Origin of the sequence: Micromonospora sp. NBRC 101691 (assembly GCF_030269285.1) — a bacterium.
In the GTDB taxonomy this organism is placed as follows: domain Bacteria; phylum Actinomycetota; class Actinomycetes; order Mycobacteriales; family Micromonosporaceae; genus Micromonospora; species Micromonospora echinospora.
This window is the reverse complement of record NZ_BSTB01000012.1, coordinates 156,392-183,368: the sequence shown is the minus strand read 5'-3', so window position 1 is coordinate 183,368 and position 26,977 is coordinate 156,392. Positions and strand designations below refer to the sequence as shown.

At 71.1% G+C, this 26,977-nt stretch carries 14 protein-coding genes and 1 pseudogene; 9 read left to right on the top strand and 6 right to left on the bottom strand.

Annotated elements, in window-relative coordinates:
- Window positions 1-86: 86 nt before the first annotated feature.
- Entirely contained in the window at window positions 87-3,080 is a 2,994-nt protein-coding gene (locus tag QSK20_RS19585) for a discoidin domain-containing protein (protein WP_285790041.1), read from the bottom strand.
- A gap of 379 nt (window positions 3,081-3,459) precedes the next feature.
- Between QSK20_RS19585 and QSK20_RS19580 the strand changes: the two genes are divergently transcribed.
- From QSK20_RS19580 to QSK20_RS19575, 3 genes and pseudogenes are all read left to right on the top strand, one after another.
- Entirely contained in the window at window positions 3,460-4,524 is a 1,065-nt protein-coding gene (locus QSK20_RS19580; RefSeq protein WP_285790040.1) for an outer membrane protein assembly factor BamB family protein, read from the top strand.
- 5 nt (window positions 4,525-4,529) lie between these two features.
- Window positions 4,530-4,904: pseudogene (locus QSK20_RS32275) on the top strand (hypothetical protein); the annotation flags it as partial.
- A 107-nt stretch (window positions 4,905-5,011) separates the two neighbouring features.
- Window positions 5,012-5,272 carry an AbfB domain-containing protein gene (locus tag QSK20_RS19575; RefSeq protein ID WP_285790039.1) on the top strand — a complete coding sequence of 87 codons (261 nt, stop codon included), beginning with the start codon at window positions 5,012-5,014 and terminating at the stop codon, window positions 5,270-5,272.
- A gap of 116 nt (window positions 5,273-5,388) precedes the next feature.
- Here the strand turns inward: QSK20_RS19575 and QSK20_RS19570 are convergent, their stop codons facing one another.
- A complete protein-coding gene (locus QSK20_RS19570; RefSeq protein WP_285790038.1) occupies window positions 5,389-9,414 on the bottom strand; it encodes an Ig domain-containing protein in 4,026 nt (1,341 codons plus the stop codon).
- Between the two features lie 955 nt (window positions 9,415-10,369).
- Entirely contained in the window at window positions 10,370-10,651 is a 282-nt protein-coding gene (locus QSK20_RS19565; protein ID WP_285790037.1) for an SCO0607 family lipoprotein, read from the bottom strand.
- A gap of 338 nt (window positions 10,652-10,989) precedes the next feature.
- On the opposite strand from QSK20_RS19565, the gene QSK20_RS19560 reads away from it, so the two are divergent.
- A complete protein-coding gene (locus QSK20_RS19560; protein WP_502888949.1) occupies window positions 10,990-12,213 on the top strand; it encodes a serine hydrolase domain-containing protein in 1,224 nt (407 codons plus the stop codon).
- A 153-nt stretch (window positions 12,214-12,366) separates the two neighbouring features.
- Here the strand turns inward: QSK20_RS19560 and QSK20_RS19555 are convergent, their stop codons facing one another.
- On the bottom strand, window positions 12,367-13,491 hold the full coding sequence (locus QSK20_RS19555) for a hypothetical protein (RefSeq protein ID WP_285790035.1): 1,125 nt from the start codon (window positions 13,489-13,491) through the stop codon (window positions 12,367-12,369).
- A 598-nt stretch (window positions 13,492-14,089) separates the two neighbouring features.
- On the opposite strand from QSK20_RS19555, the gene QSK20_RS19550 reads away from it, so the two are divergent.
- From QSK20_RS19550 to QSK20_RS19540, 3 genes are all read left to right on the top strand, one after another.
- Window positions 14,090-15,784, top strand: a complete 1,695-nt coding sequence (locus QSK20_RS19550; RefSeq protein ID WP_285790034.1) for an ABC transporter ATP-binding protein — start codon at window positions 14,090-14,092, stop codon at window positions 15,782-15,784.
- Window positions 15,781-17,547, top strand: a complete 1,767-nt coding sequence (locus QSK20_RS19545) for an ABC transporter ATP-binding protein (RefSeq protein ID WP_285790033.1) — start codon at window positions 15,781-15,783, stop codon at window positions 17,545-17,547. Before QSK20_RS19550 ends, QSK20_RS19545 begins: the two co-directional genes overlap by 4 nt.
- Before the next feature lie 161 nt (window positions 17,548-17,708).
- Window positions 17,709-20,114: an ATP-binding protein gene (locus QSK20_RS19540; protein WP_285790032.1), complete on the top strand. Its 2,406-nt coding sequence runs from the start codon at window positions 17,709-17,711 to the stop codon at window positions 20,112-20,114.
- 64 nt (window positions 20,115-20,178) lie between these two features.
- Here the strand turns inward: QSK20_RS19540 and QSK20_RS19535 are convergent, their stop codons facing one another.
- Window positions 20,179-21,693, bottom strand: coding sequence for a cellulose binding domain-containing protein (locus QSK20_RS19535; protein WP_285790031.1), 1,515 nt, complete (start codon window positions 21,691-21,693; stop codon window positions 20,179-20,181).
- Window positions 21,694-21,842: 149 nt separating this feature from the next.
- On the bottom strand, window positions 21,843-22,721 hold the full coding sequence (locus QSK20_RS19530; protein WP_285790030.1) for an alpha/beta fold hydrolase: 879 nt from the start codon (window positions 22,719-22,721) through the stop codon (window positions 21,843-21,845).
- Window positions 22,722-22,822: 101 nt separating this feature from the next.
- On the opposite strand from QSK20_RS19530, the gene QSK20_RS19525 reads away from it, so the two are divergent.
- Both QSK20_RS19525 and QSK20_RS19520 read left to right on the top strand, forming a co-directional pair.
- Window positions 22,823-24,793, top strand: a complete 1,971-nt coding sequence (locus QSK20_RS19525; protein ID WP_285790029.1) for an AfsR/SARP family transcriptional regulator — start codon at window positions 22,823-22,825, stop codon at window positions 24,791-24,793.
- 394 nt (window positions 24,794-25,187) lie between these two features.
- Window positions 25,188-26,873, top strand: coding sequence for a right-handed parallel beta-helix repeat-containing protein (locus tag QSK20_RS19520; protein WP_285790028.1), 1,686 nt, complete (start codon window positions 25,188-25,190; stop codon window positions 26,871-26,873).
- Window positions 26,874-26,977 lie beyond the last annotated feature (104 nt).

Sequence of the window (26,977 nt, the reverse complement as noted above, 5' to 3'; positions counted from 1 at the left end):
CGTCGGCCGCCAGGAGACGCGTTCTCATGGGTTCCTTTCGTGCGCGACGGGTGCTCGTGCCGTCATCAAGGCCCGGGGGACGCGGGCTACGCGGTGACGGACAACTCGACGATCTCCGCGTCGCCGGTGGTCCAGCCGGGCACAGCCACCGCGATGTACCGCGCGGACAACGGCCCGCTGAAGATGCTGTAGGTGCCGCCGTCGGTCGAAGTCTCGACGCGCACGGCACGGCGGGTGCCGCTGGTCCAGGCCAGCGACACGGCCGTGACGGTGCGTGAGGCGCCCAGATCCACGACCATCCGCCCGTTCGGGCCGGGGCGCCAGGAGGTACCAGGGTTGCCGTCGACGGCGTGCGACGGTTCGCCCATGCCTGCGGGTAGCGGCGAGGTGGGGAAGGTGGTGCGGCCGCGAGCCAGGTCGGTGGTGGGGGTGACCGGCCCGTCGACCGGCTTGGTGAAACTCCGGGTCGCGCCTGCGGGTACCTGCGCCTGTGTCGACCAGGACCCGGCGGTCAGGCGAACGTCGATGGCGGCGCCTGCCGGTGCGGTGACCGTGACGTTGTGCGAGTCGGCGACCGAGAATCGGGCGCCGGTCGGTGCGCGGCCGGTCACGGTGAACCGGGTGGGTCGTACGGCGCCGCCACCGGCGGGTACCGAAGCGGTCAGGTCCAGGCCGCCGTCGGCGCGGGCGATGGACACCCCGCGGTAGAGCCGGTCGCCGCGCGGCAGGGTCAGGACCGCGCCGTTGACGGCAGTGGGGGAGAGGTTGAGCAGGGTGAGGTATCCGTCGGCGTCGCTGACGCGCAGGGTGGCCGGCCCGCCGGTGGGTAGCCGCCTGGCCGCCGCGGCGGCCAGGTCCGTTCCGGCACCGCTGTAGCCCTCGATGAGGGTGGCGGGCGGGATGGTGATCCGCGTCGGTGACGCAGTGATCGGGCCGGTGGCGCCGTGCGTGACAAGGCCGGCGCGGCCGTCGACGCCGGCCCAGGCGCCCAGTGTCGCGGTCGAGGGCGCGGCGACCGCAGTGGTCCAGGTGGTGCCGTTGGTCGAGGTCTGCACGAGGTACGAGGTGGCGTACGCGGCCTCCCAGGTGAGAGTGACGCCGGTGAGCTGGACGGTAGCGCCGAGGTCGACGGCGAGCCAGCTGTCGGTGCGGCTGCGTTCGTCGCGGGAGACCGCCCAGCGAGTGGTGGCGTTGCCGTCGACGGCGTTCGTGGCCGGATAGGCCGGGTCGGCCGACGACGCGGTGACGGTACGGCCGCGAGCCCGGTCGGTGCCGGTGGCGTCGAACGCCTCGAAGGCGAACAGGGAGTAGCCGTACTGCCCGGACGCGGACTGGCCGAGGAACCGGACGTGTCTGGCGCTGCGGGCGGTGAAGGTGATCCTGTCGGTGCCGCCGTCACCGAGCCCGGCAGGGGGTGTCACGGTGCCTGCCGGGCCGGTGAAGGTCCGGGAGCCGTCGAGGCCGGGCACGCCGGGCATGGTCAGGTTGAACAGGGTCAGTGACGACGGGCCGGGGCCGGCGTAGACGACGGTGCCGGTCGGGAGGGTGGCGTATCCGGCCCACCCGGCGGCGGTCTGCAGCACGGTGGCGGTGGAGTCGACGCCGTCACGGGCGGCGGTGTAGGCGGCCGTCCACTGCCGCATCGGCGGCGCGGTCTGTGCGGGCAGGAACGCGGGTGCCCGGGTGTCGATCAGCCAGTTGTCGTGGCCGGGCTGCCACAGGAACCGGACCTGCCCGGGTTTGGTGACGGCGGCAGCGAAGCCGGTGGTGCTCTGGTGCGCGGTCAGGCCCACGGCTGTGCCGAAGAACCGGGTTCCGGCGGCGGCGGTGAAGAACTCGACGCTGGTCACCGGCTGTACCGGCGTTGCCCGCCAGCGGTGGAACAGGTACGCGATGGCAAGCTCGGCGCGGGCCTCCGGCTCGTACTTCTCCTCGCCGCTGAACTTCGTGAGCCGGTTCTCCGGCGCGTACCGCAGGTAGGGCATCAGCCGCGTTGCCAGGTCCGCCTCGGCGCGGGCGGCGTGCCGGTCGCCCTGGACCTGGGCGAGGAACGCCAGAGGTAGCACATCACGGCCGTACAGGTGGTAGCGGTCGGCGATCATCGGCATGACCGGCTCGCCGGCGTCGCTGGCCAGCAGCCGTAGGGTTGCCCACAGTTCCCGCCCGTTGGGCTGGCGGGTCAGCACCTGGGGCAACGGCCGGCCGGCGGCGAGGAAGTGCGCGGCGGCCCGCCCGGCGGTGCGCCACAGTTCGGCCTGGTAGTGCGGGTTCACCGACTCGTGGTTCTCCACCACGAACGTGTCGTGCAGGTTGTGCGCGACGTTCCAGGCGCTGACCGGGCGGCCGTCGATCACGGCCGGGTTGGCGCGGTCGGCGGCGGGCAGCCCGCTGGCGTTGGCCGCCCAGAACACGAACCGCTCCTGCCAGCGGCTCGCCTCGGCGTCACCGGCCGGAGCCCATGCCAGGCCGGGCGCGATGGCCTGCGCGTAGACGCCCATCTCCTCGAGTTTGGTGTCGCCGCGGTACCCGCCGGCGCTGCCGTTCGGGGTCCAGGAGCCGCTGAGCGGGTCGTTGCCGGTGCCCAGCCCGTACGCGTAGGCGGCCTGTCCGCGTGCGATCGCGTCGACGTTCGACCGGGTGGCGGCGTCTAGCTCCGCCCACAGCAGCCGGGCGGCGAGCACGAAGTACAACTCGAACGTCGAATCCCAGAACAGCCGTCGGCCCCATTCGGTTCCACCGGCGAGCCGGTTCGTCGCGGCGAACCGGGTGATCGTGGCGAGCGTCTGCTCGCGCAGGACGGCCGCGTCGACACCGGCCAGACCGGCGTCGTAGCCGTCGGTGGTGAGCAGCACGGCGTTGCCGAGGACGGCAGCGAACCGGAAATCCGCGGCCCGGTACGCGCCGACGGCCGGATCCCACTGCTGCTGCACCCACCGGGTGTGCACGAGCAGCAGGCGGTGATACTCGTCCGCGACCGGGTCCGCGGCCAGACTCACGTCCAGGGTGAATGCGGGAACGGGCAGGGCAAGGGCGCCGCCGGCGGCACCGGCCAGAGCAAGCAGGGCTCTACGGGTGAGCATAGACGGCACTCTCTCTAAAACTACTTGCGCGAGTCAATAGTTAGGAAACTTTTCTGAACGGAAATCTTTTCGGCGGCGGTAGCCGGGTCGAGCTGGCCTGACCCTGCCGGACCTCGCCGCCCATCTGCGCGGCGTCGACCACCCCGGCACCCGCCGCTGGCCGCATGACGCCCAGCTGTTGCGGGTCCTCGTCGCCCCCGGAGACGAGGACATCGGCCCGGCGCTGGAGCGATACGCCTGGCTGCCCGGCTACGCCCCGTCGCCCGCCGGCATCGACCCAGGGCCCCGCTGACTGGGATCCGTACGAGACATAGATCGAACTGGCCTCCCGGCCCGAGGAAGTACGTGTCACCGTGCCGATACGTGCGATCATGCCGCCGTGGTGGGTCAGTCGGTCAGGGTGTTGTGGTCGCGGCCGTTGCATCTGAGGTCGGGTCCGCAGGCGCTGGCGGTGGCGGCCGGTTCCCTCGTCGTGGCGGAGCGGCACTCGCGTCTGGTCCGGCTGGACCCACGCACCGGGGCGCGGTTGTGGGAACAGCGTGTCGAGGATTGCCAGGGCACCGCCGTCATCGCAGGTCAGCGCTGCCTCTACCTGAGCCAGGCAGGTGTTCTGCGCTGCTTCGACCTGGACAACGGGCAACGGTTGTGGTCGACGCCCGGCCTGGGCCTGCGGTACTACGTCAGCGTCTGCGGCGCTGTTGCTCTGCTGGGAGGATGGCGCGGTTACCACCCGTTGACGCGGGTGGCCCTCGCCGACGGCAGAGGCCTGCCGTTCGATGACGGCGCGGCTGCCGGAGCCGGTCCACTTGCCTGGCCGCAGCCGGTCCGGTGGAGGCTCGAGGGCGACCGGGCCGTCGATGCGGTGCTCATCGCGGGCAGCGGTTCGCCGGAACTGGTGGTGATGGCCGCCTCCGGGGCCGTTCTGAGGGAGTGGTCGCTGCCGGAGCCGGTGGTCGTTTCCGATGCTGGCGGCAGCTATGGAGTCAGCGACGGTGGCCGTGTCACCTTCCTCAGCGGTCGGCGGACGGTCATGACTTTCCATCCGGTGAACGGTGTGCAGGTGCTGTGGCGCCACGAGCGTGATCTCCGCCCCCACACGCCGATCCTTCACGAGGACACGCTGTGGCTCGTCGATGAAGTCGGCGTCGCGGTCATCGACCTGGTGCATGGCGCGGTCACCGCCGTGCGTCGACTACCGTACGGCGGTGTCCGCGCCGCGGCCCCGGTGCCCGGCGGTGTGCTGTTCGCCTTCGCGGACGGTTCGCTGGCTACCATCGACCGCGCCGGCCACGTCCTCGGCCAGATACGGCTGTCGGCGCGGGTTGACCGGCTGGTTCCCGGAGACAACGGGTTGACGCACGCGATCGGCGAAGGTCACCTCGCCACGCTTGATACTCCGGCTACGGCAACCGTCCCGCTCCATTGGCGAGCGTCCACTGGCTGAGCGCGATGCGATCATCGCGCGGTGCTGTAGGAGATCGCGGCGTCCGGATCCGGCGCGCTCTCGTCTTGGTCTTGGCCTTAGCGCTGTCGGCCTCATCGTGGGCGAAGAAGCCCACCCCGATGCATCCAGCGGATCGCTGGAACGCCGACGGCACCCCGAACCTCGGCGTGCCGGTCTCCACCAGTACGCAGATCGTCGAGGTTCCCGCGGGCGTCGGCAGCTACCGCTACGTGCGTGCCTCCGGCGACGGCCAGATCACCCTCGAAGGCAGTAACACGATCACGGGGACCTGGACGACGGTGGGCAACCTGTCGGGCATCGGGCTGACCGGAAGGCAGGTCGAGGGCCCGATGTGGATGAAGTTCAACGACCGCAACCAGTGGGCGCTGTGCCTGGACCAGTACTCGTCCGGGCGGGGCTACATGCCAGTGACGACGCCCCGGCAACGCCGAGCACCTACCAGATCACGGCGTCGGGATCGTACGACATGGGCGGTACCCGCAACTTCCCGGACCGCTACGTCCGGCACGTCAACTACGACGTGCGCATCGACCTCGACGTCAGTCCGGCTCAGGACGCACAGTTCCGGGTCGTTCCCGGTCTGGCCAACAGCAGCGGGTACGTGTCGTTCGAGTCGGTGAACTTCCCCGGCTACTTCCTGCGGCACAGCAACTACGACTTCGTCCTGGCGGCCAACGACAACAGCGCCACTTTCCGCGCGGACGCGACCTTCCGCGTGACTGGCTGAGTTCGGCAGCGCTGCGCTGCTGACGACGAGCGGAGCCGAATCGGCGCGAGGGTTCAGTAGCCGGGCGACGTGGCGAGGGGCCGACACCGGCCGGCCTCCTCGCCACGTCGCGGGCGTCAGTCGATGGTGATCGTCATCGGTTGCGGGCTGGAGACCTGCGGCGGTCCGTACGAGTCAGTGCAGGTCACCGAGAACGCACTCGTGACACCGCCCACTGTCGGGGTGCCGCTGATGGTCCCGCTCACGGGGTCGAGGGTCAGCCCGGCCGGAAGCTTGCCCTCGCTCACCGTCCAGTTCTTGATCGGTTGGTTGAAGACCCAGGTGCCGCCGGACACGGTCGAGAGTTGCGCGGTGTAGGGCTGCCAGGCAGCGCCGTTGCGCAGCGGCGTCTTCCTGATCACCGGTGCGTCTGTCACGAAGGAGGCGGCCATGAGCATGACGCTCGAGGACAGGCTGGCCGCTGCGTCGACGACCGCCACGAAGCCGGCCCGCTCCGTCTTGTACGGCAGTGGCGAGTCCTTGGCGATGCCGCACCGGAGGAACTGGATCCCGCCCGGGACCGCGGACAGCAGGGTCGAGGCGGCGGTGTACGAATTGGTTCCGGCCCTGTCGACGGCAGCTCCTGCGGTCCCCAGATAACACCACGAGACCACCGACACGGCGAGCGGACCGAGCCAGACGTCATAGGCGTTCCTCAGGATGGGCGAGTCACCGCCCTTCTTCTTGTTCCACCAGATGGTGGCGGCCGACAGCCCCAGGTTCGCCAGCGAGACCACGAACGCGCCTGTCCACAACCAGTCCTGGTCTTCGAACTGGGTGCCGGTGAGGAGGGGGAAGGACGTCCCCGCGCCGTAGAGACCTGCGCTGCAGACGAGTGAGCCCCAGGCGAAGAACTCCTGCGCCTTCGGGCTCCATCCCAGATCCCCCGGACCTGTCGTGACCGGGATGATGTCCGAGACGGTGTCGAAGAAGCTGCCCATCACCCCGCCGATGCTCAGGATGAACTGGGTGATCTTCAGTCCCCGGTTCACCTCCTTGTTCGGCTCGCCGTGCAGCGACGGATCGTAGTCGGGGTGCCACGGCGGCGGGCCGACGGTCGGGACGGCCTTGCGCGGGAACGGCGCCTGGTCGACCCCGTTGACAAGCTTGTAGGCGATCGTGCCGAGGAACGCCACCATCAGGAGGATGAGGCCGCCGATGGTCGCCTCCTCGGGCTCCTCGACGTTCGCCTGTTCCTGGATCCACAGGTAGAGCGTCTTGAGCGGTCCGTCGGTCAGGGGCTCGGACATCGCGACGAGCAGGTTCTCGGCGAGAGCCTTCACCATGGCGAGGGCCTGGGCGACCACGGAGCCGATCGCGTGCAGGAAGTTCCGGATCAGATCCTCGACGAGGCTGATCAGGGCGACCATGGACGCCTTGGACCCGGCGTCCGGGTCCCGGGGGTCGGCGACCGAGGCGACGGCGGTGTCGAAGTCGCCCATGTGCGTGGAGACCGCCGACTGGATGCCGCTGCCCTCGAAGGTCCGCATCAACTCGGCGAACGCGTCGGCGAGTGCCAGGCCCGCCACGGCGGACGGGTGGGCCGGATCGGTCGGGAGCCCCTCGGCGGCCCGGAAGGCGGCCAGCGCCGGCCCGTTGACGCTCTGGTTGAGCAACCAGCCTGCCTGCGGGTCGTCCAGGATGTTCTGCGGGGTCGTGCCGTGGCCGGAGGCGTCGGTCATCATCGGGACCTGGTTCGTCGAATCGCCCAGCGGCCGTCCGGTGTAGTCCTTCTTGAGGCCCTCGAAATAGGTCGTGACATTGGCCTCCTGATCTTCGAACCATTTCTTCGTGACGTCGCTGAAGTGGTCGGCCGCTCCGGAGCCGTACGACAGGACGGTGCCGAGATAGGACTGGAGCGCCGTCTTCGTGTCCCAGATGTCGCCGAAGGCGAACAGCGCCTTGAGCCAGTCCACGACCTTGCTCGCCGCCACGGCGATCTTGGCGAACACTGCCTCGACGGCGCGGACCGCGGACTCGACGGTGTCGAGGATGAACCCGATCAGCTCGATGGTCATTTCGCCGATCTTGATCAGCACCGTGGTGACCGTGCTCACCAGGACGTCGACGACCTCGATGACCCCGTTCTTGATGCCTTCCCAGACATCTCCGGCCCAGTTGGCGAAATCCTCCCACTTGCCGCCGTAGTTCGGCTGGGACCGAATCGTGTCCAGATAGTGTTGCAACTGCTCACGAGTGTGGAACTCGCGGTAGACCGACCGGCTGGGACCGTCGGGATGTCCGGCCGGCGCCCTGCCGAACGAAAAGCCGTGGATCGGCTGGACGGTCCCGTCACCTCGCAGCAGCCGCGAGGTGAGCGGTGCGCCGGACGCCGCCTTGAAGACCTGCTTCGTGCTTTCCACGGTGTCCGCGATCGACGACCTGTGACCTTCGCCGACGATGTTCGCCTTCGTCAGCGCGTCCGCGTCGAACAGGCCCTTCTGTGAGCCGAGCGTGCCGTTCCCGGCCAGGTAGTCGTGGACCGACGCCGCCGGCTGGATCACCGCCCCGTTCGCCAACCCGACCGCGTCGACGTGGAGCGTCGCCGGGATCAGGCTGTCGGCGGGCACCGAGATCACGATCTTTCCCAGCATGTTGGTGGGCAGTTGCGCGCTGTGGCCCGGCCCCACCAGGTAGGAAGCGCCATCGACCTGGATCTCGACAAGCGATTCGGCCGAGATCTTGACCGTCAGCCCCGGCATGAGGCCGCCGCGCTGGTCCAGGACCGTCACGGAACTGACGTAGTTGGTCACGATGTGCGGCTTCTGGGAGAGCGGGTCGTCGGAGGACGGCACCAACCGGACCTTGTCACGCGACCAACGCGCCGAGGTGATGTCCTGCGTGAAGAAGGAGAACTGCTCGTCCGGTGTCGCTGTCCCCTGGAACTTGACGAACTCGTTGGGCTGGTAGTCCGGGTACGGGTCGATGGCGAACGCGACGACGTCCGGCACCAGGCCGACGCAGGTGGGCGTCCGAACCTCAGCCCGGTGCCGCTTCGGTGGTTTCGCCAACGCGGTCGACCAGATCGGTGCGCCGTTGATGTCCCAGGAGACCTGGTGCAGCACCTTGAGCGTGTTCGTGTCGTCCAGGCCGTACACGTGCGCCATGTTGTTGACGTCGTTCCAGAGGCGTCCGGTGACAAGTCCCAGGCCGGGCGTCTTCACCACGCTGGGCACGGGCCCCAGCGGGGCTGTCAGGTTCCACGTGACGAGGTTCCCCTCCGTGTCGAGGTAGACGCATCCGACATCGGGCCGTCCCCATGCGCGGTAGACGCCGACCACCTTGGAGACGTTGTTCGCGACCCTCTCGATCTTGTTGTTGATCGTGTCGTACCGGATCAGCCGTGCGCCGAAACGTAGGTAGCAGACGGGCAGGAACTCGGCCCCGAGTACGTTGGTCCGTCCCGCGAGCTGACCGGCGGCCAGCTCGTCGACGGGACCCTCGGCGGTGAACGACGTCGGGAAGACCGCGACGTTGAACTGGACGACCTCGGCGGTCTCCGCCGTGATCCCGACGATCCGGCCCGTCGTCGGGTCGACGCCGGTGACGCCCGGAGTCCGGCCGTCGTAGAAGACCGAGAGTCGGGTGAGCCCGCCGATCGGGGTGGCGGGATCGATCCAGAGGGCCTTGGGCCGCGCCTCCCAGGTGTAGGCGGTCACCTCGCCGGTGACCGTCGCAACGAGTTCGAGGACCGCAGGCACGCCTGTCGTCCCGGGTGTGTAGATCGCGTACACCGCAAGATCACGCGGGTGAACGACGATCACGACCTCGGCGGCCTTGATGTCCTGCCCACCCTGGGTGACCGGCTCCTGGAGCCAGCCGGTGCCGGTCGCCGCACGCCGGAGATAGGTCAACTCGCCTACCTCGTTGATGACGAGCGCCTCCTCCTTGCTGTCCAGGAACGGATTCGCGAAGAGGGCGACCTTGCCGGTGAGCGTGCCCGCCGAGGCCCCGTGAGCGACCGAGAGGGCCATCGCCGAGACGGTGTCCTGCATCAGGAGACTGGAGACTTTGGTGCTGCCCGGACGGGTGAGGACGGCACTGGCCGGGTCGCCCAGACTGCCACGGCCGGCGGGCCGTTCACGGGTGGGGGTGGATGTCACGATGAACTGCCTCCTGAATCAGGCGAGAAGCCTGAAGTCGTGCGTGGACGGTGTCATTCTTCGTGCTCCGGCCACCGTCACGTAGTAGGAAATCCCGCAGGTTGTTCCCTGAATGCGTCGCCCATCGGACACTCACTCCGGATCCACCCCCGGCCGCTACCGCTTTCGACCCTCGCCGCCACTCGCAGTGGCCTGGCTGTCCACGGGCTGTTCACGTCGAACAAGCACGGCCGGATCGCTGATCGGTCGGCGATGAAGGTGCTCCCGCGTGACGCGCGCGTGCCCGCTGACTTCCGGCCTGCACGCTGAACCGTTCCGTTGGCGCAGGGACCTGCTCCCAGTGCGCCCACACCCCGGCGATCCGGTAGGCCGCCTACCGCTTCCCTGCCCACTGCGGCCGCACCGGCTTCGCCGCCATGTCACGGGACTCGTGACAGCACGTGCGTGCCCTCGCCGGCCACGAACGAGTAGTCGACTACTCGCGACCCGATGACGTGGATGTGCCCCGACTATTTTGGGCCGACGCGACGAACCGACACCGGTTCCCGCGACCCACAGGTGCTCAGGAGCGGAGCGCGTAGCAAATTTTCAGCGGAGAAGATCCAAGGCCCGGCTACCGAAAAACTCCTGAGCTACGTCGGGGAATGGAACTGCTGGTACAGCGTCAACCAGCGGTGGTTCATCGGGAACTTCCTACCCGTGCCGAATGGTCAAGAAAGTGCGTGGCCGCCTGAACAGCACGTGCCTGGAAATCCGCGACAGCTGGGCGGGAGACGGCGCCTACGTCGGGATGCGGAACTGCTGGCAGGGCGCTGCCACGAGGACGGGCCGGGCCGGTCGTTGGTGGAGTTGTCGCTGGGAGGCGACCACCGTCGGGGTCATGGGGCGTCAAACTTCGCCCTCGCCTGCGGTGTCTCTACGGCCCGGCGTGGGCTCGGCCGCGCCAGCTGACCGGCTACGGGGTCTCGACGATGGCGCCGTTCGCGTCGATGCCGTGGGTGCGCCAGTAGACGTCCCACTCGTCGTCGACGTGCTTCGGGACCTTGCCCTCCGGATAGCGGGTGTACGGGGCGGTCGGCTCCTCGCCGTCCGGGATGCAGGCGCTGCCGCCCTGGCCGCCGACCGCGATCACCGGGTACTCACCGTCGCCGCAGATGTTCTCCCGATAGGAACAGCCACTGGTCAGCAACCCGCTCAGCCCGACCACGGCGAGGACGATCGTCATCCGTACACGCATGACCAGCAGTCTGGTCGTGGGCGGCCGGATCTGCCAACCGTACCCGTACTCAGAATCCCTTGATCGCGCCGTGACGGCCGGCTCGGGGATCCGCCCGGCGGCCCCCGGTCGGGCCGAGTCGGCGGCCGCATGAACCGGCACCACATCGGACCTCGGAGTCGCTGCTTCCGTCGCTGGTCGGACGGATTCTCCCGACTGGGACGGAGCCCGGGTCATCCCCGGTGGGGAGACCGATATGGGTCCACAGACCGACGTTTCCGGTTGCCGGCCCGGGGCACCATGAGCAGCAGTTACGTCACACGGGAGGCGACATGCACCTGTCACGCCGCGGTTTCCTGCTGGCCACCACCGGTACGGCACTCGCGACGCCCCTGCTGGCCGGTGCCGACCCGGCACTCGCGGCCGTCCGTCCGCCCGCCGGGTCGTTGCCGGACGCGGCGCTCACCGCCGACCTGCGCGCGATCACCGAGGCCGGCATGCCCGGTGCGTTCGCCGAGGCGCGGGACGGACGGGACCGGTGGCGGGGCGCCAGCGGAGTGGCCGACGTGACGACCGGTCGACCGGTGCTGCCCGGGTTCCAGCACCGGGTCGGCAGCATCACCAAGACCTTTGTGGCCGCCACGCTGCTGCAACTCGTCGGTGAGCGCCGGATCGCGCTGGACGCCCCGATCGGCCGGTACCTTCCGGAGTTCGCGGTCGCCGGGGTGACCGTCCGGATGCTGCTCAACCACACCAGCGGGATCAGCGACTACGACCACGTCATCTTCGCCACCCCGGAGGACATCGAGCGGCACCGGTCCACCACCTTCACGCCGGGCCAACTCGTCCGGGCCGGCCTCGGGCAGCCGCCGACCGGGGCACCGGGCGCGGCCTTCTCCTACTCGAACACCAACTACATCCTGGCCGGGCTCATCATCGAGCGGGTCACCCGCCGGTCCGCCACCGACGAGGTGCACCGGCGGATCCTCCGGCCGCTCGGGCTGCGGCAGACGTACTTCCCCGGCCTGCGGCCCCGGATCGCCGGCCCGCACAGCAGGGGCTACGTCCCGTGGTACGAGGGCGAGCTGCGCGACTTCAGCGTCAGCAACATGTCCTGGGCCTGGACGGCCGGGGCGCTCGTCTCGACCATGGCCGACCTGAACACCTTCTTCCGGGCGCTGCTCGGTGGTCGGCTGCTCCGCCCGGCCCAACTGGCCGCGATGAAGACCACCGTGCCGTTCGACCCGGCCCAGCCGGAGGCCGCCGGCTACGGGCTCGGCCTCTACCGGATGACCTGGCCCACCGGCGACGTCTGGGGGCACGACGGCCTGGTCTTCGGGCACAGCGCCATCTCGCTGCACACCCCGGACGGTCGACGGCAGGTGAGTCTCGCCCAGAACGTCACGCACTACGCGCTGCCCGGCACGCCGGACCCGATCGGCGAGGCGGTCGGCAGGTTCCTGAACACGGCGCTGGTCGGTGAGAGCGCCGTCGCGGCGCGGACCGCCACCGCCGCCCGGGTGCCGGCCGTCGTCCCGGCGCCGGGGGCGCCGACCCTGGTCAGGCCACTCCCGCAGCGCTGACGCTGTCGCCCGGCAGCCGCGACCGGACACCGTACTCCGGTCGCGGCTGCCGCACAGTCGGGCCGTGGCGTTCCCGCCACGCCGGATCGCGCCGCCCAGGTGCCGCGTCCCGCTCGGCGACCGTCCGTCCTCCGGCTCGCTCGCGTGACCGGTTCAGCAGGTCATGTCGATCTCCAGGACCGCCACCTCGTGCCGGCCGACCAGCAGCACGGTGGTCTGTGGTTCCTCCTCGAAGTCCTCGTCGTCGGGTGGCCAGGTCGTCGGCAACAGGCCGGCGTATCCGATGTGCGCGTCGGCACCCATCCGGGCCAGGACGAGATCGATCAGATCGTCGCCCAGGAACGTCGCGAGGTGGTCGGCCGGAAGCTCCGGGAACTCGTCGATGCCGTCCCAGCTTCCGTCGAACAGCTCGTTCAGGTGCAGGCGTACCAGATTGCGGAGACCGGCACGCAGGTCGGCGGCCGGCACGGGCCGGAACGCCTCCTCGTCGTGTTCGTCCGCGTCCTCGCGGTTCTCGACCCACCAGCGGGCTGCGGCGGCCACCGGATCGCCGTCCCCGGGGTCGAGCCGGCCGATCCGGAACCGGAAGGTGACCGGGCTGTTGTTGTTGACCCAGAGCAGATCGCTCAGCAACGTCATGATGCAGGCCAGCCGGGTCCGCAGGGCGGCGTCGGCGCCATCGGAGCCGGTGACCGGCGGCTGTCGGGTCTCCGGAGCGGGTTGCAGCGAGACCCGCAGGGTGCTGCCGTCGAAGTCGCGGTGCAGCAGGTGCAGGGGCTCCGGCCGGTCCGGCTCGTCCGGCCGCTGGCTGTCGGTGGTCAGCCGGAGCAGATCGGCGTACGGGCCGGCCAGCTCGTCGGCGAGGAACCGCACCAGCGCTTCCGCGCGCCGGTCGGGTGTCCCCACCACGGCCGAGATCAGGCTGACGAGTTCGGTCGCCACCTCCTCGTCGGTGCGCACCGGCTCGTACGACCGTCCCGGCCCGACCGACACCCGACTGGTCAACACCGTCGCGCCGGTGACCTCCGGAAGGCCGGCGGCGTCCGCGATCTCCGTCAACGGCGGCGGCTCCGGCCACTGCTGGTCCCGGCGGGACCTGGTCCGTCCGGACACCACCGTCGCCGACCAGGCGACAGCCTGCTCCGGCGACCACGTCGCCAGCAGCCACACCGCCGCCACGCGTACCCAATGCTGGTTCGTCAGCCCGCGGCCGTCCTCGCGCTCGACCGGGTCGGGCTGTCGGTACCAGGAGTCGGTGTAGGCCGTGGTGCGTTCCACTGCGGCAACCCTTTCCGCGTCGGGGAGGTGCGAAGATAACAAGCGACGGTGACACTCCTGTCCACAGTGCGGAGACGGGCGGCATGGTCGGCGCGGGTGCGGATCACCGATGATGACGGCCATGGCCACGCCCCGACGAGCCGACCCAGCCACCGCCGCCGGTCAGCCGCCCGACGACGTGGCCCAGGGCGCCTGCGGACACGCGACGACCGGCGCGACCTTCGTCGGGGTGTCGTAGTCCTGCTGAGGCAGACCGGAGTAGGCGGCCAGGTGGTCGCCACCGCCTCGAAGTCGATGCCGTCGCTCTCGTCGAACGGCACGGGTGTCGACGCGCCGAGTTCTTGACCTTGGCGGCGTCCCAGGGCAGCAGGCTGTCGCCGTTCTCGTCGCCAAAGTTGGCCTTGGCGCGTCTCGTCGGTGTCGGGTGATCCGCCGCACGCGGTGAGCACGAGCGTGCTGGTGCCCGCGACGATTCCGGTGAGTAACCGGGAGAGGCGCCTGGTGAAGTACTCCACTCCGCGTCGTAAGGTAAGCCTTTCCTAAACAGGCCCGTAAGGTGCTTCACGTTCCGGTGCTGGTCACAAGGGGGTACGAGGAAGTGAGCAAGTCCAGTCCCGGAACCGCCGTCCTGCGCCGGGCGGTCGCCCGCAACGGGCGACGCCTCTGGACCGGAACGGCGTTGGCCAGCGTGTACCAGCTCTGCGCGGCTCTGGTGCCGGTCCTCATCGGTGTCGTGGTGGACCGGGCCGTCGCCACCGGCGACGTGAGCGCCCTGATCATCTGGATCACGGTGCTGGCGCTGGTCTATCTCGTCCTGGTGGTGACGTACCGTTACGGCGCTCGGCAACTGCAACGCGCCATCGCCGAGGAGGGCCACCGGCTACGGGTGGAGGTGGCGGCGAAGATCCTGGACCCACGCGTGCTCCGGACCGACCGGCCCACCGGTGACCTGCTCGCGATCTCCAACACGGATGCCGACTACACCTCCTACCTGCTCGACCACATCCCCCGGATCACCAGCGCGCTGGTGGCGGTCACGGTCAGCGCGGTCACGCTGCTGCTGATCTCGGCGCCGCTCGGGCTGACCGTGCTGGTCGCGATCCCGATCGTGCTGGCCGTCCTCAACCTCACCGCGCCGCTGATCGCGAGGCGCGTCAAGGAGCAGCAGGACCAGGCCGGCAGGGCCACCGCGCTCGCCACGGACCTGGTGACCGGGCTGCGCCCCTTGCGCGGCATCGGCGCCCAGGACACCGGCGCCGAACGCTACCGCCAGGTGAGCCGCCACTCCCTGGCGGCCACACTGCGCGCCTCCCGGACCCAGAACGGGTACCTGAGCGCGGCCACGACGCTCAGCGCCCTGCTGACCGGCGGCATCGCGATCATGGCGGGCTGGTTCGCGCTGACCGGTCGCATCACGGTCGGCCAGTTCATCACGGTGATCGGCTCCGCGCAGTTCCTCATCGAACCGTTCGGCGTCCTCTCGGTCGTACCCAGCTGGACCGCCGCGGCGCGCGCCGCAGCGGACCGGGTGGCCGCCGTCACCCAGGCCGGGGTGACGCTGCCGCCGCCCGCCACCGCACCCGGCGGCATCGACTGCGATCTGCGCCTGACCGACGTGACGTACGGCCCGCTGGCCGGTCTCGACCTGCACGTCCGCCCTGGCGAGTTCGTCGGCGTCGTGGCCGACCGGCCGGCGGACGCCGAGGCGCTGGCGCGCGTACTGGCGGTCCCCGACTCCTACGAGGGCGACATCCTGCTCGGCGGAGAACGGCTGGAGACCGTGGACCGTGGCCGGGCGCGCCGCCTGCTGCACACCGAACCGCACCGGACCGACCTGTTCACCGGCACCCTCACCTCGAACATCGCCATCCACGACGACCACGGCGGACGGCTCACCGAAGCCCTACGCGCCGCTGCCGCCGACGAGGTGGCCCACCTGCATCCGGAGGGTCTGCACATGCCGGTCACCGAACGCGGCGCGAACCTGTCCGGCGGCCAGCGCCAGCGCATCGCTCTCGCCCGCGCGTTGCTCGCCGGGCCGCCGCTGCTGGTCCTGCACGACCCGACCACCGCCGTCGACGCGGTTACCGAGCAGGCCATGGCCGACGGCATCCGAGCGCTGCGGCACGGACCGGACGCGTCCTACGGCACCCTCATCATCACCAGCAGCCCAGCGTTGCTCGCCGCCGCCGACCGGGTCGTGTTCATCGGGGACGGCAGTGTCACCGCCGAGGGTTCACACGCCGAACTCGTCACACACGACGACAGCTACCGTCGGGCGGTGCTGCGATGACGAACCCGATCCTGCCCGTGGCCAGCCCGCGCGAGAGCAGAGCATGGCTCGGCGCCCAACTGCGAGCCCGCAAGGGGTCCACCGGCATCACGCTGCTCGTCGGGCTGCTCGCCGCCGGCACCTCGATCGTCCCCGCCTACGCCCTCGGCCTGCTGGTCGACCGGATCCGGGCCGGCGCCGGCACCACAGCCCTCGTGCTGATCGCCGTGACCATCGTGATCGCCGCAGTCGTCGGCGGCCTGGCCACCGGCGCCGGTGCCCACCTCGTGCGCCGGCTGGGCGCACGGATCCTCGCCAACCTGCGCGAACGCGCCGTGGACACCGCGCTGCGCCTGCCCGTGGCGGTGCTCGACCGGGCGGGCCGGGGCGACCTGATCGCGCGGGTCGGCGCGGACATCAGCGCCATCGACAGGGCCGTCTCCGACGTACTACCCACCATGATCTCCGCACTGCTCCTCGCGGCGATCAGCCTCACCGCGATCCTCGGCATCGACTGGCGGCTCGGGCTGGCCGGCGCGGTCGCCGTCCCGCTCTACGTGCTGGGGGCACGGTGGTACCTCCCACGGGCCGCTCCGGCCTACGCGGCCGAACGGGTCGCCATCGCGCACCGGTCCCAGCAGTTCGTCGAGAGCGCGCAGGGCATCCGTACGGTGCACGCCTACCGGTTGGAGGATCGTCACCTCGCCGGCATCGCGAGCGCCTCCGCACGCGCCCGGGACATCTCGACGAGCGTCTTCGCCCTCTACACCCGGTTCGTGGGACGCATCAACGGGGCGGAGCTGGCCGCGCTCGGCTCGGTGCTGACGGTGGGATTCCTCCTCGTCCGCCAGGAAGCTGTCACCCTCGGTGAGGTCTCCGCGGCCGCGTTGCTGTTGCACCGCCTGTTCGGCCCGGTCCTCCTGCTGATGGTCACCTTCGACAAGGCCCAGGACGCGGGGGCCAGCCTCGCCCGCCTCGTCGGTGTGCTCCGCATGGACACCGAACGCCCCGCAGACGTCACCACGGCGTCCGCGCACGACCTCGTCCTGGCCGGCGTCAGCTTCAGCTACGACGGAGTCACACCCGTCCTGCGTGACGTCTCCCTACGAGTCGAGCCGGGGCACCATGTCGCGCTGGTCGGCTCCACCGGCGCCGGGAAGACCACCGTCGCATCGCTCGCCGCCGGCGTCCTACGGCCCGGACACGGCCACGCCACTCTCGGCGGTGTTCCCGTCACCGAGCTGCCCGCCCGCACGATCGCCATGGTCAGTCAGGAGACCCACGTGTTCGCCGGTCCGCTCCGCGAAGACCTGCGGATGGCCAGGCCACAAGCCTCGCCGGACGAACTCAGCGCCGCCCTGGCCCGCGTCGGCGCCCTGGAGTGGGCGCTCAACCTCCCCGACGGCCTGGACACCGTGGTCGGCGATGGCGGCCACCCCCTGACCCCGGCGCAGGCGCAGCAGCTGGCGCTCGCCCGGGTGGTGCTGCTCGACCCGGCGGTCGTGGTGCTGGACGAGGCGACCGCCGAAGCCGGCAGCGCGGGTGCGCGCGACCTCGAACAGGCGGCCGCCTCGGCACTGGAAGGACGAACCGCGCTGGTCGTCGCCCACCGCCTCACCCAGGCCGTGTCCGCGGACCACATCATCGTCATGGAACACGGCGAGATCGTGGAGAGCGGTCCGCACGCCGAGCTGATCGAGGCGGACGGAACCTATGCCCGCCTGTGGACGGCATGGGCGGCCCGAGCCACCGACGGCAGGGAGCCAGCCGGTCAGCGGAGGTGAGACTCCACCCACAAGCTACTCGTCTCAGCCCACGGGACTCCGATGGCGCGTCCCGGACTCACCATGGCGATGCTCACACTCGGTGCGCGTCTGTTGTACGGCACGTATGTGTGAGCATCAACGTGCGTTACGTACGGGGGGCGTCGGGTGGTTGGGGGAGCATGCCCACGAGTCAGGTGCAGCGTGACCAGTTCGGAGGTCTGCTCAGGACCCTCCGCCTGGAGCGGGGGCTGACCCAGGAGGAGCTTGCCGAGGCGGCCGGCTCCAGCGTCCGCGGCATCCGGGAGATGGAACGCGGCCGGGTGCGCAGCCCACAACGACGGACGGTGGTGCTGCTCGCCGACGCCCTACGGCTGGCCGGGCCGGACCGCGACCGCTTCGTCGCCCTGGCCCGGACGCAGCGGCAGCCACTCCACCACGCGGCGGCACCGTACGACGGCCCGGCGGTGGTCGTACCGGGAGAACTGCCGGCCGCCCTCCCGGACCTGGCCGGCCGGGCGGAGATCCTGGAACGGCTCTCGACGCTGGCCGCCGACGTCACCGCCGGGCGGCCGGACTCCGCCTCGGTGGTGGTGCTGCACGGACCGCCCGGGATCGGCAAGACCAGCCTCGCCGTCACGGCCGGACACCGACTCAGCCCGGCCTTCGCCGGTGGACAGCTCTTCGTCGACCTGCAGGGCGTTCCGCCCGGCGGACCGGTCGATCCGGCCGAGGCGCTGGCCGGACTGCTGCGGTCGCTCGGGGTGCCGGACACCCGGGTCCCGGTGTCACCGGCCGAGCGGGGTGGTCTGTTCCGCACCCTCACCCGCGACCGACCGGTGCTGGTGGTCCTGGACAACGCCGCGAACGAGGCACAGGTACGCCCACTGCTGCCGGCCGGACGGGGATGCCTCGCGCTGGTCACCTGCCGGCGTCCGCTCACCGGTCTCGCCGGTGCCCTCCGCCAGCCACTCGACCTGCTCACCCCGGAAGCCGGTCGACTGCTGCTCGCGGCGATCGTCGGCACCGACCGGATCGCCGCCGAGCCGGCCGCCGCCGACCAGCTCGTCACGCTCTGCGGCCGGCTGCCGCTGGCGCTGCGGATCGCCGGCAACCGGCTCGCCAGTCGACCGCAGTGGTCGGTCGGATGGCTGGTGGACCTGCTCCGCGACCAGCGTCGACGGCTGACCGTGCTGACCGCCGGCGACCTGGGCCTCCGGTCCGCGTTCGAGGTCTCGTACCGGCAACTGGACCCGACGGCCGCGCGGGTGTTCCGGCGGGCCTCGCTGATCCCCGGCACCGACTTCGGACCCGCGCTGGTCGCCGCCGTGGCCGGCACCGACGAGGAGGCCGCCACGACGGCCCTGGAGGAGCTGGTCGAGGCCGGCGTCCTGCTGACCGTGGGGGACCGGTACCAGTTCCACGACCTGGTCCGGCTCTACGCGCAGGAACGCCTCGACGCCGAGGAACAACAGTCCTGCCGGACGAGGGCACACGATCAGATGGTCGACTGGTTGCTACGGCGCACCCGGCAGGCCGGTGCGATGTTCGAACCGGTCGCCTGCCGGGCCGACTCCCCGTTCGACGACGACCGGGCGGCGGCGTACTGGCTGGACCGGGAGGCCGGCAACTGGCTGCCGGCGCTGCGCGACGCGGCCCGGAGCGGTCGGCACACCGACGTGGTCGCGGTCGCCAAGGCGCTGCACTGGTACTCCGACGCCACCAGTCACCGGCACCCCTGGGAGGAGATCTTCTCGCTCGGTGTGGCCGCAGCCCGGGCCGCCGGCAGCCCGCGCGACCAGGCCGCACTGCTGAACTTCCTCGGCTGGGCCCGGTACTTCTGCCGGGACCGCAACACCGACGGACTGGCCACCCTGGCCCGGGCGCTGGAACTGGCCCGGCGGATCGGCGACCGCCGCGAGGAGGCGTGGGCGCTGACGTACACCGCCGCGATCCACATCCGGACCGGCCGCGCCGGGTCGGCCATCGACCACTGCCGCCGGGCCGTGGCCCTGTTCCGCGAGATCGGGTACGCCCTCGGCGAGCACAGCGCGGCCAGCGCGCAGGGCGCGGCGCTGGCCGCGCTCGGCCGGTTCGCCGAAGCAGCCGAGCGCCACCGCGAGGTGCTGGCGTTCCACGGCCGGGGCAACGGTCTCAGCCGTACCGGCGCGGCGGTGGCCCGGGCCGGAGCGATGATGAGTCTCGGGGCGGACCTGGCCGGGATGGGCCGTTGGCGGGACGCCGCGGACGAGTACGCCCGCGCCCGGCGCGTGTTCCACCGGTGCGGCGCGACGTTCAGCGAGGCCAACGCCGTCCACCGGTACGGGCTCGCGCTCCAGGCGTTGGGCGAGGTCGACGCAGCGGCCGAGGCGCTGCGGGCGGCGCTGGACCTGTATGCCGCGCTGTCCTGCCCGTGGTGGGAGGCACAGACCCTGTCCGCGCTCGCGGCGCTGGTCGACGCGGCCCCGGACCGGGCCGCCGACGCCCGCCGGCTGCGCCAGCGGGCGCTCGACCGGTGCGGCGAACTGGACGCCCCGGAGGTGCGGACCCTGCGCGACACCCTGCGACGCGAACTGGCCGCATCCTGACCCGAATCCTGACCCGAACCGCGTCGGGCCCCGCCGACGACGCGGCGGGGCCCGACAGACGGGATCAGTTGCAGGTGGTGCCGTTGAGAGTGAACGGCACCGGGGTGGCGGGGGAGCCGCTCGCGGTGAAGCCGACGTTGACGGCGCCACCGGTGGGGATGGCGGCGTTGTGGTTCTCGTTGGTGACGGTCACCGCCGGGCCGGTCTGCTGGAAGACGCCGTTCCAGTGGCCCTGGACGAGTTGCCCGCCGGGGAAGGCCCAGCCCAGCGTCCAGCCGTTGACGGCCGGGCCGTCGTTGTAGACGGTGACGCTGGCGGTGTAGCCGGTGCCCCACGAGTTGGTGACGACGAAGGAGACCCGGCAGGTGCTGGCGACCGCCGTCGCCGGCACGAGGTTGCCGTAGTCGTCGCGGGCGGTGGCGAAGTCCTGGAACCCGAAGCCCGGCCCGGCCGATCGGGTGGTGGTGCCGGCGGCGAGCACGGTGCCGTCGGCGTTGACGGCGTACACCGGTCCGCCACTGTCGCCGCCCCGGGCGGATTCCTCGCCGTCGAGCTGGGTGGCCTCGACGAGGTCCTCGATGTCGTCGTAGTGGAAGTCGACCCGCAGGTTGCAGACGGGACCGCCGATCTCACCCGCGGAGGTGTACCCGGACTGGCACAGCAACTGGCCGGGGAAGACCTCGGTCCAGCCGACCACCTGGGCGCGGACCTCGTCGTGCTGACCGCCGACGTAGAGGTGGTCACCGGGCGCCGACGTCGAAATGATCATCGTGTCGTGGTCGTCGTTGCTGTCGACCGCGTAGCCGACCAGCGTGCCGGTGCCGGTGGTCGTGTCCCAGCCGACGTGCCAGGGCGAGCCGATGGCTCCGCAGTGCTCGGCGGTGAGGACGTAACCGGCGCCGGTGTCCGCGTCGCGTACGCCGAAGCCGGCGGTGCACCCGGGCGTGGTGAACCCGATGCCCGCCCCTCCGTCGAACGGCGCGGAGTCGTTGGCCCGGGACCGTTCGACCATCCGCTCGCGTGCGACGAAACTGGTCCGGACGCCGGTGGCCGGCAGCTTCGGCAGCCTGGCACCCGGGGTGCCGTCGACGGCGATGTCGATGCCACTGCCGTCGGTGCGCAGCCGGACCGCGTGGACGGCGTCCGCCGGGTCGGCCTCCACCAGCGGGGTGAGTCTGGCGGCCGCCCTGCGCAGTTCGGCCCGGGAGTAGGTGGCGTCGGCCACCTCGACCGGCGCGGTGCGGCGGGCAGCGGTGACGGCTGTGGCGATGTCGGCGGGGGGCGCACCCTTCCACCAGAGGGTGACGTGGTCGTCGACCAGACCGATGCCGGCGTAGCCGCGTGCCGGCGCGCGTTCCACCGCGGTGCGGATGACATTGGCCGCGTCGACCAGCGGGGCCTGGGCGGTCATCCGGTCCAGGGTCGGTGCCGGAATGACGTCGAGGATGGACCGGGCGGCCCCGGTCGCCCCCTGCTGGCCGGACTCCGGGTACGCGGAGGCGGGACCGGCGAGCGCCGTCGCACCGACCAGCGCCCCGACGACCACCGTACGGGTGATCGCTTTCCGAATTCGTGTCATGGCGCTGAGTCAAGCAACGTCCGATGCCGGGAGACAGGCAGGACGCCCGGCAGGAGTGATCCTGCCGGGCGTCCGGTCATCGGCTCGACCGGGGGGAGAGGATCGGTGAGACCACGCGTCCGATCGCACGGAGGAGAGCCGCAGTGGCGCTACCGGGCGAGCAGCGAACGCAGCACCTCGCTGATCTCGTCGGGTGCCTCCTCGGCCATGAAGTGCCCGGCGGACGTGGTGCGGTGCTCCAGGTCGGCGGCCCAGGCGCGCCACAGCCCGGCGGCGTCGTAGCCGAGTGCGGATCCCCAGTCCTGCTGGACGACGGTGACCGGCATGGCCAGCCGATTCCCGGCGGCCCGGTCGGCCTGGTCGTGCTCGACGTCGACACCGGCCGAAGCGCGGTAGTCGGCGACGATCGAGGGGACCGCCTCGCGGGAGGCTCTCAGGTACTCCGCCCGCACCTCGGTGGGAATGGCCCGGGGGCTCCGGGCCCACACGTCGAGGAAGTAGCCGAAGAAGGCGTCCGCGCTGGCCTCGATCATCTGTTCGGGCAGCCCGGACGGCTGGGCCATCAGGTACAGGTGGAAGGCGACCGCAGCGGAAGACCCGTGCAGGACGTCCCACATGTCCAGAGTCGGCAGGACGTCGAGAATGGCGAGGTGGGTGATCGTAGCGGGATGGTCGAGACCGGCGCGGAGGGCGACGAGGGCGCCGCGGTCGTGTCCGGCCAGGGCGAAACGCTCGTGGCCGAGCGCGTCGGCGAGGGCGACGATGTCGGCGGCCATGGTCCGCTTCGAGTACGTGTCGACGGTGCGCGCCTCGGGCTTGTCGCTGGCGCCGTAACCGCGCAGGTCGGGACAGATCACCGTGTGGTCGGCCGCCAGGTCGACGGCGACGTGCCGCCACATGAGGTGGGTCTGCGGGAAGCCGTGCAACAGTACGACCGGGCTGCCGGCGCCCCCGACGGCCACGTTCAGTGTCACGTCGTCGTCGACCGTGACGTGCTGGTAGTCGAACCCGGGAATGGCAGAAGTCATCGTTGTTCCTCTCTCGTCGGGCAGGCCCCTTCAGCGTGCCGCCGGCGGATGAGCAACCGATGAGCGTGATACGTCGACCTCCAGGAACGGAAGGTGGTCCGGTGCAGGTCGGGTTCGGTGTCCTCGGGCCGGTTGTCGCCTGGGCCGGCGACGGCACACCGATCGACGTGAAAGGGCCGAAACACCGCGCCGTACTGGCGCGGCTCGTCGTCGCGCGCGGCCGGGTCGTCCCGGTCAACCGTCTGACAGACGACCTGTGGGCGGATCCCCCGCCGGGCGCGACGAGCGCGGTGCGTACCTTCGTGGCGGCGTTACGGCGCGCGCTGGAGCCGCACCGCCAACCGCGGGAGCCGGCCCGGCTGCTGGTCACCGAGGGGCCCGGCTACGCGCTTCGGGCCGCGCCGGACGCGGTCGACGCCTGGCGCTTCGAGGACGTGACCGCCGCGTCCGCCGCACCACCCCACGAGGCACTCGAACGTCTCGACCTGGCGCTGAGCTGGTGGCGCGGGCCGGCGTACGCCGACTTCGAGGACGAGCCGTGGGCCCGGGTCGAACGCTCCCGACTCGAACAGCTACGCCTGAACGCGATCGAGAGTCGGGCCGAGGTCCGACTGGCTCTCGGGCGCGCGGCCGACGTCGTCCCGGATCTCGACGCCCACGTGGCCGAGCATCCGTGGCGGGAGGAGGCGTGGCGGCTGCTGGCGCTGGCGCTGTACCGGACCGAACGGCAGGGGGACGCGCTGGCGGTACTGCGCCGAGCTCGCGGCCTGCTCCTCGACCAGCTCGGCGTCGATCCGGGCCCACGGCTGCGGCGTCTGGAGTCCGACATCCTCCGTCAGGCCGACCAGGTGGGCGGCGGCCCCGCCGCACCAGGCCCGGAACGGGTCTGGGCGCAGACCGCGGCGGCGTACGACCGGACCGTGGCGTCCGACGCCCGGGCGCGGCTCGAGTCGACGGTCGGGCTGCTGCGCAGTCTCGCGGTCACCGGCGCAGGTGGGCTCGAAGTGGCGCGGGACCAGCGGATCGCCGCCATCGACGCAGCCGAGCAGCTGGGCAACCCCGACCTCACCGCGCGGGTGATCGGCAGCTACGACGTACCCGCGATCTGGACCCGCTCGGACGATCCGGAGCAGGCGGGGCGGATCGTGGCGGCGGCCGAACGGGCCCTGGCCTCCCTGGATCCGGACTCGCCCGACGCCACCCGGGCCCGCCTGCTGGCCACCATCGCGACCGAGTCACGGGGTACACGCGCGGCGCGTGGACCGGAAGCCGCCCGGGAGGCGGAGCGGATCGCGCGGCGTCTCGGCGACCCGGCCCTGCTGGCGTTCACCCTCAACGGCGTGTTCATGCAGACGTTCCAGCGTGCGGGCCTCGCCCCCGACCGGGACGGGGTCGGCGCCGAGCTCGTCGCGCTCTCCACCCGTCACGGCCTGACGACATACGAGATCCTCGGCCGCCTCATCCGCATCCAGGCCCGCAGCGCGCTCGGGGACTTCGCCGGCGCGGACGAGCACGCCGCCGTCGCGGACCAGCTCGCCGAGCGGCACGAGCTGCCGCTCGTCGGCGTGTTCACCCGGTGGTACCGCGCACTGCGCCTGGCCGCGACCGGTTCCTCGCCGCAGGCTGCGGAGGGCGCCTACCGTGACGCGGCGGCGCGGTTGTCCGGCGCCGGCATGCCCGGGGTCGAGCGGGGCCTCCTTCCGCTGGCCCTGCTGTGCCTGCGCACGTGGCACGGCCAGCCGGCCCGGTTCGACGACGACACCGACTGGGGCCCCTACACGCCCTGGGCGCGTCCGCTCGTCCTGCTGGCCCGCGACCGCCCCGCCGACGCCGCCGCAGCGCTGCGCCGGATCCCGGACCCGCCGCATGACCTGCTGTTCGAGGCGCTGTGGTGTCTCGCCGGTCACGCCGCGATCGCGCTGGACGACCGGGCGACGATGAGACGTGCCCGGACCGAACTCGCCCCGGCCGTGAACGAGCTGGCCGGGGCCGGCAGCGGCATGCTCACCGTCGGTCCCGTCGCCGATCTCCTCGACCGCCTCGTCGAGGAGATCGGCGACGAGCGGGGGTAACGGAGCCGTCACGTTCGGGAGCCGCCATATCGACCCGAGCTGTCGACGACCGGGCGGGTTTCCTCGCAGACCGCGACGGTGGTGTTGCCCGTCCGGACGGCGGCCGACCGGTTGACCGAGGTGTTGGGCCACGTCGGGCCCCGGACACCTTACGGGTGTGCACCTCACCTCGAACCGCGCGTGTGACGGATCGGCGCCGTACGGCATCTGCCGCGTCGGCTTCTGCAACAAACCTGCACGTTTTCACCCTTGCTTCTGCGGCAAGCGCTTTCCTAGCCTGATGTTTCATCGATGTTTCGATCTATGGCCGGGCCGAGAGTGCGGACAGAACACCACGGCGGTGTCGGGTGACCAAGGCGGTGCCCGCACCGCGCTCACTCCTGAGGAGTCCAAAGTGAGGATCGCAGTGCGACACAAGATTTTTGCTGGCGGCACAGCTGTGGCCGCCGCGGCCGCGGTCGTCGCGGCGCTGCCGGTGACCCAGGCGTCAGGGGCGTCCGGACCCGGTCCCGCATCGGTCGGCGTCAGCGCGACCAACCTGAGCCTCGGGGCCGGCTCCGACGGCTCCAGCAAGGCCAGCGGCACCAGCTACGGCAACGTGCTCGACGGCAACATGAGCACCTACTGGTCGCCGGCCGGATCGACCGGCCGCATCTCGATCAAGTGGGGTTCCGCCACCACGGTGGGCTCGATCAACATCCGGGAGGCGGCCGGCGCGGTCGGGGCCATCGGCTCCTGGCGGGTCGTCAACAACGACACCGGTGCCACCCTGGCCACCGGCAGCGGGGCCGGGGCCATCAACTTCACCGCCACCTCGTTGCGCAAGATCAACTTTGAGATCACCGGCGCGACCGGCACACCGAGGATCGCCGAGTTCGAGACGTACGCCTCGGGCACGACCACCCCGCCGACCACGCCGCCGCCGACGACCGGGCCGACCACCCCGCCGCCCACCACCCCGCCACCGACCACGCCTCCGCCGACCACGCCTCCGCCGTCGAGCGGCACGCTGTACGTGGCGCCGACCGGCACCGACAGCGCGGCCGGCACGGAGGCGAACCCGACGACGCTCACCTCCGCGATCACCCGGATCACCGCCGGCGGCACGATCTACCTGCGCGGCGGCACCTACCGCTACTCGCAGACCATCACCATCGGTCAGGGCAACAACGGCACGTCGAGCGCGCGCAAGAACATCTTCGCCTACCCGGGCGAGACCCCGATCCTGAACTTCTCCGCCCAGAGCGAGGACCCGGCGAACCGCGGCCTCGCGGTGGGTGGATCGTACTGGCACATCCGCGGCATCATCGTCGAGCGGGCCGGGGACAACGGCATCCTGCTCGCCGGCAACAACAACATCATCGAGCGTACGGTGACCCGCCACAACCGGGACTCCGGTCTCCAGCTCTCGCGGCTGATCGCCAACGCGCCCCGCGACCAGTGGCCCTCCAACAACCTCGTGGTGAGCACCGTGTCGCACGACAACGTCGACTCCGACGGCGAGGACGCGGACGGTTTCGCCCCGAAGCTCACCGTCGGGCCCGGCAACATCTTCCGCTACACGGTGGCCCACAACAACATCGACGACGGCTACGACCTCTACACCAAGAGCGACACCGGGGCCATCGGCGCGGTGACCATCGAGCACTCCCTCGCCTACCACAACGGCACCCTCAGCAACGGCGGCCAGGCCGGCAACGGTGACCGCAACGGCTACAAGCTCGGTGGCGAGGACATCGGGGTGAACCACATCGTCCGGGGCAACATCGCCTACGACAACGGCAAGCACGGATTCACCTACAACCGCAACCTGGGCACGATGCAGGTGTCGAACAACGCCAGCATCGGCAACACCGAACGCAACTTCACCTTCGACGGCGGCTCCTCGGTGTTCCGGAACAACACCTCGTGCGACGGCGGATCGAACGACAAGATCATCGGCAACTCCGACAGTTCGAACCAGTTCTGGTCCGGCACCAACGGATCCCGGTGCTCCCAGTACTCCGGCGCTCTGGGCTGGTCCTTCGCGTCCGATGGTCGTCTCGTCGTGACCTTCGGCGGCCGGGTGGTCACGCCGTAACGAAGCGGAACGCCGGCGGCGCCGCAGACGGCCAGCACCCGACGGCCACGCCGCCGCACACGCCCACGGTCACCGGTCCCGGCACGGACGTGCCGGGACCGGTG

Excerpts from the sequence above, each read along its gene's own strand:
- QSK20_RS19565 (WP_285790037.1), bottom strand. The coding sequence starts at position 10,651 with ATGCGTGTACGGATGACGATCGTCCTCGCCGTGGTCGGGCTGAGCGGG.
- QSK20_RS19530 (WP_285790030.1), bottom strand. The coding sequence starts at position 22,721 with ATGACTTCTGCCATTCCCGGGTTCGACTACCAGCACGTCACGGTCGAC.
- QSK20_RS19585 (WP_285790041.1), bottom strand. The coding sequence starts at position 3,080 with ATGCTCACCCGTAGAGCCCTGCTTGCTCTGGCCGGTGCCGCCGGCGGC.
- QSK20_RS19575 (WP_285790039.1), top strand. The coding sequence starts at position 5,012 with ATGGGCGGTACCCGCAACTTCCCGGACCGCTACGTCCGGCACGTCAAC.
- QSK20_RS19545 (WP_285790033.1), top strand. The coding sequence starts at position 15,781 with ATGACGAACCCGATCCTGCCCGTGGCCAGCCCGCGCGAGAGCAGAGCA.
- QSK20_RS19540 (WP_285790032.1), top strand. The coding sequence starts at position 17,709 with ATGCCCACGAGTCAGGTGCAGCGTGACCAGTTCGGAGGTCTGCTCAGG.
- QSK20_RS19535 (WP_285790031.1), bottom strand. The coding sequence starts at position 21,693 with ATGACACGAATTCGGAAAGCGATCACCCGTACGGTGGTCGTCGGGGCG.